10 protein-coding genes and 1 tRNA gene are annotated in these 13,994 nt (G+C 54.5%); 8 read left to right on the top strand and 3 right to left on the bottom strand.

Features of this window, described 5'->3' with window-relative positions:
• The first annotated feature begins 167 nt into the window (after positions 1-167).
• The 3 genes from OZ410_RS08125 (at position 168) to OZ410_RS08115 (ending at position 3,109) form a co-directional block, all read left to right on the top strand.
• Positions 168-530 (top strand): BlaI/MecI/CopY family transcriptional regulator, encoded by a 363-nt coding sequence (locus tag OZ410_RS08125; RefSeq protein WP_277707450.1) that lies wholly within the window; start codon positions 168-170, stop codon positions 528-530.
• The gene (locus OZ410_RS08120; protein ID WP_277707449.1) at positions 530-2,446 is read left to right on the top strand and encodes a M56 family metallopeptidase; all 1,917 of its coding nucleotides are present in this window, start codon (positions 530-532) and stop codon (positions 2,444-2,446) included. The genes OZ410_RS08125 and OZ410_RS08120 overlap by 1 nt, the downstream gene beginning before the upstream one ends.
• Before the next feature lie 507 nt (positions 2,447-2,953).
• Positions 2,954-3,109 (top strand): SsrA-binding protein, encoded by a 156-nt coding sequence (locus OZ410_RS08115; RefSeq protein ID WP_277707448.1) that lies wholly within the window; start codon positions 2,954-2,956, stop codon positions 3,107-3,109.
• Here OZ410_RS08115 and OZ410_RS08110 read toward each other — a convergent pair.
• The gene (locus OZ410_RS08110) at positions 3,103-3,615 is read right to left on the bottom strand and encodes an adenine phosphoribosyltransferase (protein WP_277707447.1); all 513 of its coding nucleotides are present in this window, start codon (positions 3,613-3,615) and stop codon (positions 3,103-3,105) included. The genes OZ410_RS08115 and OZ410_RS08110 overlap by 7 nt on opposite strands.
• Positions 3,616-3,691: 76 nt before the next feature.
• On the opposite strand from OZ410_RS08110, the gene OZ410_RS08105 reads away from it, so the two are divergent.
• A tRNA-Arg gene (locus OZ410_RS08105) sits at positions 3,692-3,765 on the top strand.
• 587 nt (positions 3,766-4,352) lie between these two features.
• Here OZ410_RS08105 and OZ410_RS08100 read toward each other — a convergent pair.
• On the bottom strand, positions 4,353-5,750 hold the full coding sequence (locus OZ410_RS08100; RefSeq protein WP_277707446.1) for an FAD-binding oxidoreductase: 1,398 nt from the start codon (positions 5,748-5,750) through the stop codon (positions 4,353-4,355).
• Positions 5,751-5,793: 43 nt separating this feature from the next.
• Positions 5,794-7,119 carry an adenylate/guanylate cyclase domain-containing protein gene (locus OZ410_RS08095; RefSeq protein WP_277707445.1) on the bottom strand — a complete coding sequence of 442 codons (1,326 nt, stop codon included), beginning with the start codon at positions 7,117-7,119 and terminating at the stop codon, positions 5,794-5,796.
• A gap of 316 nt (positions 7,120-7,435) precedes the next feature.
• On the opposite strand from OZ410_RS08095, the gene OZ410_RS08090 reads away from it, so the two are divergent.
• From OZ410_RS08090 to OZ410_RS08075, 4 genes are all read left to right on the top strand, one after another.
• Positions 7,436-9,289, top strand: a complete 1,854-nt coding sequence (locus OZ410_RS08090) for a tetratricopeptide repeat-containing sensor histidine kinase (protein ID WP_277707444.1) — start codon at positions 7,436-7,438, stop codon at positions 9,287-9,289.
• A 6-nt stretch (positions 9,290-9,295) separates the two neighbouring features.
• A complete protein-coding gene (locus OZ410_RS08085) occupies positions 9,296-9,937 on the top strand; it encodes a response regulator (RefSeq protein WP_277707443.1) in 642 nt (213 codons plus the stop codon).
• A 68-nt stretch (positions 9,938-10,005) separates the two neighbouring features.
• Entirely contained in the window at positions 10,006-12,699 is a 2,694-nt protein-coding gene (locus tag OZ410_RS08080) for a prolyl oligopeptidase family serine peptidase (protein WP_277707442.1), read from the top strand.
• Positions 12,700-12,708: 9 nt separating this feature from the next.
• A complete protein-coding gene (locus OZ410_RS08075) occupies positions 12,709-13,992 on the top strand; it encodes an MFS transporter (protein WP_277708353.1) in 1,284 nt (427 codons plus the stop codon).
• Positions 13,993-13,994 lie beyond the last annotated feature (2 nt).

Raw genomic sequence — 13,994 nt, 5'->3', positions numbered from 1 at the left:
GGGCTTTCTACTACTTTTATAGTTTTTTAACTATTTTTATAGTTGCTTAACGAAACATTTCGTTATGTTTGTCCTGCAATCAAAAACGAACCGTTGTGTTCCTGCCGCCGGAGGCACCGGGTGGTGAACCCACCCGGGTCCTATCGGCAGTCTTTAAACCGCACCCCATGCATAAACTCACCAATAAGGAGGAGGAAGTGATGAAGCTCCTCTGGAAACGCGAAAAAGCCTTCGTTAAAGAATTGCTCGCCGATTTCCCGGAACCCAAGCCCCACTACAATACCCTGTCTACCATGGTGCGCAACCTGGAGGAAAAAGGATATGTAGGCCATGAGGCCTTTGGGAACACCCACCGGTATTTCCCAACGGTAACCAAAGAGGCCTATCGAAAGGAGTTCATAGGCGAAACCCTGGCGGATTTCTTCGACCACAGTTATAAAGGCCTGGTTTCCTTTTTTGCACGGGAAGAAAAAATTTCCGCAGACGAATTGCGGGAAATTATCCAACACATCGAAAAACAAAAAGACTGATGGAAGCGCTTGGCATGTACCTGTTGAAGGCCTCCGCCATTCTGGGGCTCTTCTACCTCTCCTACCAGACCTACCTGAAACGGGAAACGCACTTTGGCCTGAACCGCGCTTACCTGCTGGCAGGCCTGGCCGCAGCCCTGGTGCTGCCCCTGGTAGAATTTACCCGTACGGTAACCCTGACCGCCACGGCAGGATCCCAATCCACTGCTTCCGGCGCCCTGCAGGCAGCGGAAGCGGCACCGGCCCTGTCCTGGGGTACCTACCTGGGGTGGGGGTACCTGGCCGGGGCCGGCCTGGGGTTAACCCTCCTGCTTTGGCAGCTTTGGAGCATCCTGCGCCTGGTGCACCGCCACCGGGCGGAACCCCGGGGGAAATTCCGGTACCTGCCCAGCCGGCAGGTAGACGCCCCCTTCTCCTTCTTCCGGTACATCTTTTACAACCCGGACCGGCATCAGGAACGGGAACTGGAACTGATCCTGGAACACGAACGGGCCCATGCTGCAGCTTACCATTCCCTGGATATCCTGCTGGGGCGCCTGGCCGCCGTAGTCCTCTGGGCCAACCCCATAAGCTGGTGGTACCTGAAAAGCATCCAACAAAACCTGGAGTTCCTGGCGGACGCCCATACCGTGGCCCGCACCAGATCGGTAAAGGCGTACCAGTACGCCCTGCTCCGGGTCTCAGCGGGGAACAGGCTTTCGCCTCCCCTGGTTAACACCTTTTATAGTTCATTCATCAAAAAACGAATCCTTATGTTACAACAAAACCAATCCAAAAGCGCCCGGCGCCTGAAACACCTGATTATCCTGCCCGTACTGGGCATCTTCCTGATGGCCTTTAACGTTCGTACCGTCTATGTGCTGGAAGGCACCCCGCCTCAGGCTGCAACGGCAGAAAAAGTCCTGGAATTCGTGATTGGCAAAGACACCTCGGACGAGCAGCTGCTGGAGATCAAAGCAAAAATGGCTGCGGAAGGGGCGGATTTCAGCTATACCACCGTTCGCAATGCAAAGGGTGAAATCACCGGCATCGATTTAGATATCAAGGGCAAATCCGAGAAGGGGGACAGCTTTAGCGGCACCTATGCCATTAGCGAGGAAGAACCCATCCGAAACATTGTAATCCGGATCAATACCGAAGGGGGCATCTTTATTGGCGAGGCCAGCCAGGTATCCAAAAAAGGGCATACCCTTCACCTGAGCAGCCCGGAAGGGGATAAAAACACCCATGTTTGGGTATATAAAACCGGAGACGGAGCGGAAGAGGAAACGATTAAGGTGCACGAGGTATCCGGTAAAAATGTCTACTTCATCAATGAGGAGGAAGTGGACGCCGAAACCCTGAAAGCCGGGGGCACCGCCAAAAAAATCCTGGTGAAGCTCAAGGAAATCGACGCAGATTCCGATGCGGATATACAGATCCACAAGATTCATGTAAAGCGGGACGGCGAAAGCCAGGAGATTGAGGAAATCCCACATGGAAGGGCCATTACCCATACCGTGGAAATCCGCGAAGAGGACGGGGAACAGGTCATTATCATGGATGGGAAACAGATCAGCGAGGCGGAATTCGAACAGATGCAGGAAGGCCTGGAGGAAGGCAAGGTTCAGAAAATCCGGATCCGGGAAGCCAACAAGGACAATGTGCAAACCGAAGTGATGATCATGAAGGAATCCGATAACGAGGCGGACCTGGAGGTGATTTCCCCTAAAACCGGCAGCTTTTTCTTTGTGGAAGCCGGGGACGGCGGCCAACCCCTGATCTATATTGACGGCAAAAAGGCCAGCGAGAAAAAAATGAAGGCACTTTCACCGGACAACATTGACCACATCGAAGTCCTTAAAGGCGAAAAAGCCATTGAGGCCTATGGCAAAAAAGCCAAAGACGGGGTGATCCTGATTACCACCAAAAAGTAAATGCCACCCATCCCGTTGCGCATGAAAAAGCCGGGCACCGTGCCCGGCTTTTTTAATGGGAAAAAATGCAACCCCATTAAAACGGCCTTTTTTGACCCGTTTTTCGCCTAGAAAATCCAAAATACCCGCAAAAAGGCCCTTGAAAACCGATACTTTATAACCTCAAAGGAACTGAACAATTAATATATGTAACCCAATCGTAGAGAAAAAGGTTACATATTGTTGTTTAAAGGATTTTATTACTTACAATAATGTATTTAATTCCATTATTTTAAGAGAAAATATTTGGAGGCCATTTGCGCCTCCTCATATATTCGGCCCTCAACGAACAATCAATAACAGCACTAATTCCAAAAAACTCCCGCCTTATGATCGCCCTCGCCAAATATGTACTGCAATTCGTTATCGCCCTGATTTCGGTCCTGTTCTGAGCGCCGCGCCAAACCCCAACACGAGGAAAGGCTGCCCGCGGGCAGCCTTTCTTTTTTACCGAGTATCTTTGGGGGTATGAAGCAAACCCTCTTCCGCCTCCTGGCCCGCCTCAACAAATGGCTCCTGCCTTCCCTGAGTAAAAGGCAGCTGGACCTGGCCAAAGCCCGCAAATGGCAACTGGCCCTGATTGGCTGGCGGTATTACGTAACGCGTAATGCCCTGGGTCAGTAGCGCACCAAGGCCTTCAGGGGGAGGCCTTCCAGCTTCTGCCGCCCGCCCAGGAAGGTAAGTTCTATCAGGAAATTACATTGCACCACCTGCCCGCCCAGGGCGGTTACCAGGTCGCACAGGGCCCGGGCCGTACCCCCGGTGGCCAGTACGTCGTCGTGCACCAAAACCTTATCTCCCGGGGAAATGCTCTCCGCATGAAGCTCCAGGGCATCCGTCCCGTACTCCAGTTCGTAATCCTGCCGCTGGGTGCGCCTGGGGAGCTTGCCCGGCTTGCGGGCCGGGATAAACCCCGCCCCCAGTTCGCGGGCCAGCAAGGGCGCAAAGAAAAACCCGCGGCTTTCAATGCCCACCACCTTGTCTACTTCCAGCCCATCGGCAAAGGCCAGCAGCGCATCCGCCGCCGCCCGGAATGCCTCCGGGTGCTCCAGCAGGGTGGTAATATCCTTAAAAACAATGCCCGGAGCAGGAAAATCCGGCACGTCCCGGATATGCGCTTTAAAATTCATGTAAAACCCGCGGTTGATATTTTGCCTTAAAAGTAAAAAGAAATATATTTGCATCCCTTTTTAAGGGAAACCCATCGGCCACGTGGCGCAACTGAATAGCGCATCTGATTACGGCTCAGAAGGTTCCAGGTTTGAATCCTGGCGTGGTCACATCAAGCAGGAAACCCCGCTCCTTGGAGCGGGGTTATTTTTTTGGACCCGGCGTCAAAAGTTCGCTTTTGTAAGGCGGGGACGAAAAAAGAACCGCAAAGCCTAATGGCTTTGCAAGGTTTCCTATTTGCAGAAGGGTCTTAGACATGGATCAGGAACTAATCCTGGCGTGGTCACTTAAGAATGAAAAGCTCGCCCGCAAGGCGGGCTTTTTTCGTCTGAGCGCGGCAACAAACTTGCTTGATTGCCGAAGGGAGGGCGAAAAAAGAAGCCAAACGATAGTTTGGCGAGCTTTTCATTTAGACTACGGGATCGTCAGGAAAACGACGCGAAGCGGCGTAATCTGGCGTGGTCACTTAAAGCGCAAACCCCGCAACTCTCGTTGCGGGGTTTTGTTTTTCGGACCCGCGTCAGGCGCTTGCGTCTGAAAGTGGGGACGGAAAACAAACCCGCACGGCCTGCGGCCGTGCTGGGTTTGCATTTTCAGGCGGGAGCACACTCAGGATCACCGTAGGTAATCCTGCCCCTAGTCTAATCTATCCGAAATCAGAAAAACAAAATCCCCTGCCAAGCAGGGGATTTCGCTCTCATTCCGCGGGAACGATATTCTGGTTTACCCGGAAGAAATTCCCGGGATCGTACTTCTTTTTGATTCTTGCAAGCCTTTCATAATTGCCTTTGTAGCTGGCCTTGATCCGTTCCTGCCCTTCGTCCATAATAAAGTTCAGGTAGGCCCCGCCGGTGGAATACGGGTGCAGGGCTTCCCAGTAGTCCTTGCACCAGTCCGTGATTTTGGAGGCATTGGCGGGGTCCGGGTCTACCCCCACAATCACCCCGGCGTATAAGGCATCCCGGTTGGCCCAGGGCGTATCTTCCTTCCCCACCCGGCCGGCGGCCCCGCTAATCGGGTAGAGATGCATCTGCGAAAGGGGCGTGGGGATCCTGGAACCGAATTCCAGGTGCTGGGCCCGCACTTCCGGCCCCAGTTCCTGGAAGTAATCGGCACGCCAGTACCACTGCAGGCCCGGAGGCAGCATACCGTCAAAGAGGGTTTGCAGGGAGGGATAGGGCATTTCGCCCACATGGTGGAACTCCGGCTCCATCGCCATGACGGGTTTGAACACCTTCTCTTGCCGGGCAGGGTCGCCCAGATACGCCCAGACAATACCGCAGAACATCCTGTTGTGCAGGGATTCCGGGAAGGGCGGGCCCGGGATCACCAGGGTTGCGATAAAGCCGTTCAACTCGTCCGGGGCTTTATGGATAAAATCGTGGTACCATGCCATCACCTCATCTATCCGCTCAATAGGCCACAGGGTAGGGCCTCCCACCACCGTTTTCACCGGGTGGGCCTGGAATTTAAAAGAAGTTACAATGCCATAATTGCCGCCCCCGCCCCGGATGGCCCAGAACAAATCGGCATTTTGGTTGGCATTCACCGTAACAAAGGAGCCGTCGGCCAGCACCATGTCTGCCTCAAGCAGGTTGTCTATGGTGAGGCCGTATTTTCGCGACAGGTATCCTACCCCGCCGCCCAGAGTAAGCCCCCCAACGCCGGTGCTGGAAATAATCCCGGCGGGTACCGCTAGGCCAAACGGATGGGTGGCGTGGTCTACCTCGCCCCATACATTGCCCCCGCCCACCCTCACGGTGCGCTGGTCCGTATCTACATGCACGAATTTGATGCCGGAGAGGTCTATGACCATCCCGTCGTTACACAACCCCAGGCCCCCGCCGTTGTGGCCCCCGCCGCGCACAGCGACCAGCAGGTTGTGTTCCCGGCCAAAATTGACGGCATAGATCACGTCGGCTACGTCCACGCACATTACAAACAGACCTGGACGCTTGTCTATCATGGCATTGTAGACCTTCCGGGTCTGGTTGTACTTCTCATCCTCAGGGAATATGACATCCCCTCTGATCTGGCTGGCAAAAGCTTCCAAATCCGATTTGGAAAGCTCCTTTACCTTGGTTTTTGTTGACATGTTTTCAGTTTTAAATTATAAGAGGTTGATAGGTTGCAATGAATCAAGCATGTACATGAGCACCGGATCTCATGGCTTCAATCACAAAATCCAGGGCGGTGCCCCAGGCGGTCAGGGCCTGGGGGGATTGTGCCTCCCCCAGTACCTGGTCTATGGTTTCGAGCATGGCCTGCTTTACCACGGGATAGTATTCATCCTTCACCCCGTAATGTACATGGCTCTGGCCCAGTTTGGACAGGCCCCTTTTCAGGTGTTCCGGCCTGGACAGGGAATACACAATGCCCCCCAGCATATGGGTAAGCAGCCTCCCCTGGTCGGTCATATTATTCCGAAACAGGTTCCGCACATGGGGTGCCAGGGTAAAGACTTTTTCATAGAAGATTTTAGCAAACGCTTCCTCGTCTTCCAGCATCAGGTTCATGGATGCCTGCAACTCCAGCTGCAGATCCATCTCCCGGAAGCCCAGCAGCTCATACAGTTTTACCGGGTCGTCCTTGCCGGCCACCTGGTTCAGGAAGTCTCGCCCGGTTACGATCATATCCTTGTCCACATTGGCCAGCACGGTATCGGAGATCAGGATGTTGGTGCCGGTAACCTTGGTTTCATTCTGTATCCTACTGGCCACATTGACCGGATCGCCAATCACGGAGAATTGTTTGTGCGTGGGGTGGCCCAGGTGGCCGATAAATGCGGTGCCAAAGTTGATGCCGATCCCGGATTTGAGTTTGATGTCGATGTCCTTTAAATCTGAGCGGTTCAGGGCATCCAGGGCGTATTGCATGCCCAGGGCCGCCCGGATGGCATCCTCGCAGTTTTTTCGGGCCGTGCCGCCCGTGGTCCCGAAAACGCCAATAATTTCATCCCCTACATACTGGTAAATAACCCCGTTGTTCATCAGGATAGGCTCGCCCAGGGCGGTGTAGAACTTGTTCAGCATATAAGCGATATCGAAGTTCAGGTTGTGGGAAGAGAGGTTGGTGAAATTCCGGATGTCGCAGAAAATGATGGCGATGGGCCGTTCCTCGGCCCTGCCGGTGGGCACCAGTTCCTTTTGCAGGTTGTTGACTTCCCCGCTGGACCAGATCAGGCGTTGGATGGTGACGTCTCCCCGAGGCCTGGCCTGGCAGGCCAGGCGAATGGAAGGGTCCCACTTCCGAACATGCGAACTGGTTTTTTCAAACTCCGTCTTGGGGCTTAAATTCTGGGAACCTTCCAGAATCCGGATCCTGCAGGTAGTGCAGATGCCATTGCCGCCGCATTCGTGCAGGTGTGGGATTTTATTCCTGATGGAGATATCCAGAAGGGTCCCCGGTGCCCCCTCGAAGGGGACCTGTCGGTTAATCGCGGCATAAGTAATTTGGTTCGCCATGGGTTACAGCATTAAAAAGAGCTTTAACTCGTTGATTTCCAATAGTTCAAATTTAGATTTGATCTCTGGGATATTTTACACCCTATACTGTGATTCTTAAAAATCACAGAACCCTCAGAGGCCGCATCACACAATTGTGTGAGTCTGATAATCATTGCTTTAGGGATTGCCGGAAATTTGGAATTAAATACCTTTGACTTTATTCGAACCCCTTATTAGGGCCCTGGTGAACGTGCTTGCCAAACGGGCATGTGGGGCACTGATTTTTACCGAAACAAAAACCGGCATGGGCGCAAAAAGGCTATGTATTTTTTTAATGCTCTTCAGTATTGTCCTGATGCGCGGTCAGTCCAGTGAATTGGACAGCTTGCGCTCCGTGGTTGTTTCGATGCCGGAAGACTCCCTGAAATGCGAGACCTATCTCAGGATTGCCTATCTGTTGTATGCCGGGGATGCCGCAGAAGACTATGCTTCCCGGGGGTTGGAATTGGCCCGGAAACTGAACAGCCCGGTACTGATCGGCAAGTCTTTCCACCGCTTGGCCTGGTGCCTGAAGCTGGAGGCCATGGACCGGAAAACGGCCTACCTCGATAGTGCCGCATCCTATTTCACACGCATCGATGACCTGTATGGCCTGGGAAACGTGGCCGACACCCGGGGTGTAATCCTACTGGAATACGGTGCTATAGAGGAGTCGATGCGCGCCTTTCAGAACGCGTATGATTTTTTTTCCCGTATCCCGGACGAAGAACGCAAGGCAGGCATCCTGAATAATTGGGCTGTAGCCGAATACACCGGGGGCAACCCGGGGGAGGCCCTGAAAAAGTATCGCCAGGCCCTGAAGTACCGGTTAAGTGAGGACCCCATAGCCCATATCGATATTGCCCGGCTCTACCAGGGTATGGGGGAATGCCACCGGTTAAACGGGGATCTGGGGGCAGCCATCTCCAACTACTTTGAAGGCTATAAACACCGGAAGCAGGCACAGAATATCGGGGTGGTTGAATCGATGATAAGCGTGGCGTCGATGATGTATGAGGCTGCCGGGAAAGGCCTGGATACCACCGCCCTGTTTGATTCGATCCAGGCGCATGGCTTTGCGCATTCCACAGACCTGATTTTAACGGCCGAACAAGCCCCGGGACTTGCGGAGCGGATGGGGTTGCAGAATTACATCCAGGATGTGCGGCGCCAGAAACACCTTTTGTACCAGGACTATAAGGCCGCCTATGACATCCTGGAACGGCAAACCCGTATGCAGGAAGCGTCCAAACTAAGTGAAAGCAGCCTGGAAGCCTTTGCGGATATGAAGGTTCGGTTCGAAACGGACCAGTTAAGGATACAGTTGCTTGAAGAAGAGGTAACCAATCAAAAATCCCAGCAGCGGGTGAATCTGCTGTTATTTTCTTTGATAGGGTTGCTCCTGGTCTCTTTATCCGGATTTCTCTATTTTAAGAATCGCATCAAGTCCGAAAAGTTAAAACTCCATGAGGTGCATCGGGAACAGCAGATCATCTCCATGCGCTCCATGCTGGAGGGGCAGGAAAACGAGCGCACCCGCATTGCCCGTGACCTGCACGACGGGTTGGGCAACCTCCTGTCGAGCCTGAAAGTGAACATTGGCAGTTTACAAATCAATTTCGACGACCAGAATTCCAAAAGGATCTATGGCACCGCCAGCCAGATGATCGATGAAGCGTGTACCGAGGTGCGGAAGATTGCCCACGAAATGATGCCGCAATCCCTTAAGAAACTGGGGCTTCGCCGGGCCCTGGAGGATATGGTCCTGAAAATGGACGCCATTCACGGGTTCCAGGCAGATTTCCAGGTACACGGTACCGAAAGGATTTTTGACGATACCACCAACGTGATGCTTTATCGGATTGTGCAGGAAGCCATGAATAACATTGTAAAGTATGCCCAGGCCACGGAGGTTTTGGTGCAGATTACCTATAGCGAAGACTGGTTTGACCTCACCATAGAAGACGATGGGATAGGGTTTGACCTGCATGCGGCGGAAAAAGAGAAAGGCATGGGCCTGAAGAGCATGGCCTTCCGGACCGAATTTATAGGAGGCACGCTGGACCTCAACAGCCGGCCGGGGGTGGGTACGCTGGTGACGATCAATATCCCCCTAACCGATACGGACCAGGCCCGGCTAAATCAATAATAGCGTATGGAAAAGATCAAGGTACTTATCGCGGACGACCACCAGATTATGGTGGATGGATTAAAGGCCATCCTGGCCAAAGACAGGTCACTGGACATAGTAGGCACGGCAGGCAATGGCCTGGAAGCCCTGGAGTTCCTTAAAAAAGAACCGGTAGACGTCTTGCTGCTGGACCTTCAAATGCCGGTTATGGACGGGCTGGAAACCACCATGCACGCCAGAAAGGCATTTCCGGACTTGAAAATCATCATGCTGACCACCAATGACGAAGGCAGTATAATCACCTCTTTGTTTAAAGCCGGGGCTACCGGGTACTTGCTAAAGAATGCGTCCAAGGATTACCTGATCCAGGGGATAAAGGACGCCCATGAAGGGAAAAAGGTCATCAGCAGCCACCTGACCGAAAAAATGATCGAAAGCCTGACGGATCATCCCAAAGCCAAAGAAGGGGCCATCCCCATGATCACCAAGCGGGAAATTGAGGTGGTGAAACTGATCGCCCAGGAACTCACCACCCAGGAAATTGCGGACCAGCTGTTCGTAAGCACCAATACCGTGGCCACCCATAAAAGGAACCTCTTTGTAAAAATGGAGGTTAAAAACTCCGTGGGCATGATCAAAAAAGCGATGGACTGGGGGATTATTTAAATGGATGCAGCGCCCCCATTCCCCCAAATCCGCTATCTTGGGGCTGCTTAACGCAACCGAGAACCCTGATGAGAAAATTTGCCTGGATGCTACTGGCATCCCTTCCCTGCCTGGCCTGGGGCCAGCAAAACCCATGGACCCCTGAAGACATCATCCACACCGTGTATGTGGACAACGCCGAATTCTCCAAAGACGGCAGCGAGCTGGTCTGGAGCCAGCGCAAAGGCCTGAAGGAGGAGGATAAATTTGTAAGCCAGCTCTACCTGGCCCGCCTGGGCGAAGACTCCCCTAAGCCCGTGCAACTCACCCGGGGGAAATCCAGCGAATCCAATGCAGTATTTGCTGCGGATGGCCAGAGCTTGTATTTCCTCTCCACCCGCGAAAAAGGGAAATCCCTCTGGAAACTGAATCTGGGCGGGGGCGAACCCGAAGAGGTCCACAAATTTGAAAATGGGATTGGCAGCCTGCAGCGTCTGGGCAGCACCGAACTCCTCTTTGTGGCCGGGGAAGGCAAAACCCTTTACGACATTACCCACGAAAAGGACAATACCAATATCGTGGAAGACACCCTGCACTGGAACCCGCGCAGGCTCTATGCCTTTAACCTGAAGGACAAGAAAATCCGCCGCATCACCGAAAACCGATACCGTATTGGGGGTTATGCCGTATCCGAAAATGGGAACTACCTGGTCTATACGGAAATTACCTCCCCGGATTACGGCACGGACGGCAACCCCAAACCCAATTATGTGCTGCTGGACCTGCAAACGGGAAGCAGCCAGACCCTGTTCCGGGAACTGCAGGAACCCGGCGGGTTTGTGTTTACCCGCAGCGGCAGCGGCTTCTACTTTTCGGCCACCTCCTCCTCGGACCCACAGTGGAACGGGGCCGGCATCCGGGAACTTTACTTTTACGACCTGGCGGCCGGGACCTATACCAAAGTCCCCCTGGGATGGGAAAATGGCCTGGGCGGGGCCTACTACCTCAACGGGGATGATGTGATTGCACAACTGGCCAACGGCCCTTTGCGCAAAGTGCGCTATTACCAGAAAAGGGGAACAGCCTGGGCCGGTATGGATTTTGAATGGGGCAACCGGAAGGAGCACAGCGCCGTCCTGGCTTTCAGCGAGGCGTCGGGCCGCATCCTCTACCGGCATTCCACCGCCTCCCAACTCCCGGAATACTACCTGGCCACCGTGCGCATTGGTCGCAAGGGGGTGACGCTGGAAGGTACCCAAACGCTTACCTCCCTGAACGACAAACTGAAGAAAAAACCCATTGCCAAATCCGAAATCATCTACTGGAAAGGGGCCAATGACGAGGAGGTAAACGGCATCCTCTACTACCCCAAAGGCTATGAGGCCGGGAAGCAGTACCCCCTGGTGCTGAGCATCCACGGCGGGCCTACCGGGGTAGACCAGGACCAGTGGTCCGAGCGCTGGTCTACCTACCCGCAGATCCTAACGGATAAAGGGGCCTTTGTGCTGAAGCCCAACTACCACGGGTCAGGAAACCACAGCCAGGCCTTTATCGAATCCATCAAAAACGGGAATTATTATTCCCTGGAGCAGATTGACATCTACAATGGGATCATGCACCTGAACAGCCTGGGGCTGATCGACATGGACAAGCTGGGCACCATGGGCTGGTCCAACGGGGCCATCCTGACCACCTGGATGACCCTGAAATACCCGGATATGTTTAAGGTGGCCGCCCCGGGGGCCGGCGACATCAACTGGACCTCGGACTACGGCACCTGCCGCTTTGGCGTCACCTTCGACCAGAGCTATTTTGGGGGGGCGCCCTGGGACGACACCAACGGGAAGCATTACAACGAGTGGTACATCAAATACTCCCCCATCTTCGAAATCGAAAAGATCAAAACGCCCACCATTATCTTCCATGGCAGTGAAGACCGGGCGGTTCCCCGGGACCAGGGGTGGGAATACTACCGCGGGCTGCAGCAGGTAGGCCAGGCCCCGGTGAAATTCCTCTGGTTCCCCGGCCAGCCACACGGGTTGCAGAAAATTACCCACCAACTGCGCAAGATGAAGGAAGAGATCGCATGGATTGACACCTACCTCTTTGGCACAGCCAAGGCAGAGAACGAGGCGTTCAAAAAAGACAGCCCCCTGGCCAGCCTACTTAAACTGCAGGAACAGATGGCTGCAGACGGCTTGCTTGGAACATCAGTGGACGGAGAACTTTACCCCGCCATGGTATCCCTGGGCAAGGACAGTATTGCCATAGGAGCGCATGAGGTGACCCTGGCCCAATACCATGCCTATACAGGGGAATCCTTTGACCGCCTGCAGGCCAACCGACCGGTAACCGGCCTCTCCGCAGAAAAAATATCGGGTTATCTCCTATGGCTGAGCACCCAAACCGGCGATACCTACCGCCTACCCAACGCCAAAGAGGCCGAGCGCCTGCACAAGAAGGCCCGGAGTGCCTATAAAAACCAGAATAACCTGAACCAATGGGCCGGCTATGCCCTTACCGCCTTGGATGTGCCGGGGCTCCGTCAAAAAATGGAAGGCCTGAAAGCCTCCCTGATCCATGATGGGGGCAGCCACCCCATGGTAAAACTTGCGGAAGGGGCCGAAGTCTTTGACCTGGGCGGGAATGTGGCGGAATACTATATGGACGGGGAGGCCCTGAAGGCATACGACTACAGCGCCTACGATTTTGTAGATCCCATGGACCCGGAAACCCACCCCGAGGCCGGGCATACCGGCTTTCGGGTTGTGCGGGAACAATAGCCGCGCATGATGGGTAAACCCAACCTTTCCTGGTGGTACCTCCCTTTGCTGATTTTGGCAGGGGAATCCGTGTTTATCCTCCCCTTTGTGCTGGCCCGGGTGTTTCGCCCGACGGTACTGCAGGCCTATGGGTTGGATAATATTGAACTTGGGCTCTGCTTCTCAGTTTACGGGATTGTGGCCCTGGTCTCCTATATTTTTGGCGGGCCCCTGGCCGACAAATTCCCCCCGCGCAAGCTCATTGCCACAGCCCTCTGGCTTACCGCCCTGGGCGGGCTGGTCTACGCCACCTTCCCTTCATTTGGGACGCTGCAGGTTTTGTACGGGTACTGGGGCTTTACCACCATCTTCCTGTTCTGGGCGCCCATGATTAAAGCCACGCGCGTTTGGGGCGGCCCCTCCTCCCAGGGGAAGGCATTTGGCCTGCTGGATGGCGGCCGGGGGCTGGTAGGCGCCCTGTTCGGAGCCCTGGGCGTCTGGATCCTGGCCCTGCTGATCCCGGCTTCGGGACTGGAACTAAGCGTGGAGGACAGTCAGCGGGCCTTTCGTTCCGTAGTGCTGGTCTCTGCCACCCTGGTGGCCCTGGTGGGCATCCTGGTCTGGGCCTTTATGCGGATGGATCCCAAGGCGGAGGCCGAACTGGTACTCGAAAGGATCAGCCTGCAGCAGGTACGGGAAGTATTGCGCCTGCGTTCCGTCTGGTTGCTGATGCTCATGATCCTCTGCGCCTATGTGGGTTATAAAATCACAGACGTGTATTCCCTTTACGCCTCGGAGGTGATGGGATACGGCGCCGTGGGCTCTGCCCAGGTGGGCACCCTGTTGCTCTTTATCCGCCCCATAATTGGGGTGGGGATTGGCTTTCTGGCCGACCGGTCGGACACTACGCTCTGGCTGTTGCTGAGTTTTGGGCTTGCCTTTATGGGTGCCCTACTCTTTGCCTCTGGCTGGATTACCCCTTCGGCGGCCTGGTTGTTTTTCCTCTCCCTGCTTATTGTGGCCACCGGAGTCTATGCGGCGCGTTCCCTGTATTTTGCAGTGATGAAGGCGGGCCGCATCCCGCTCCTGCTAACCGGTACGGCGGTAGGGCTGATTTCCCTGGTGGGCTATACCCCGGACATCTTTGCCGGCCCGGCCTACGGGTATTTACTGGAAGCCACCCCAGGGCCTGAAGGACACCGCCATGTGTTCTGGATGCTGGCAGCCTTTTCCCTGGTGGGGGGCCTGTGTGCCTGGGCGTATTTCCGGAAGTATGGCCGCAAAACCAGGGATAACCCAGCAGACGGAGCTTGAAA

Origin of the sequence: Robiginitalea aestuariiviva (assembly GCF_029537735.1) — a bacterium.
Lineage (GTDB): Bacteria > Bacteroidota > Bacteroidia > Flavobacteriales > Flavobacteriaceae > Robiginitalea > Robiginitalea aestuariiviva.
Note: the sequence above shows the minus strand (reverse complement) of the source record. Positions and strands in the feature narration are given on the sequence as shown.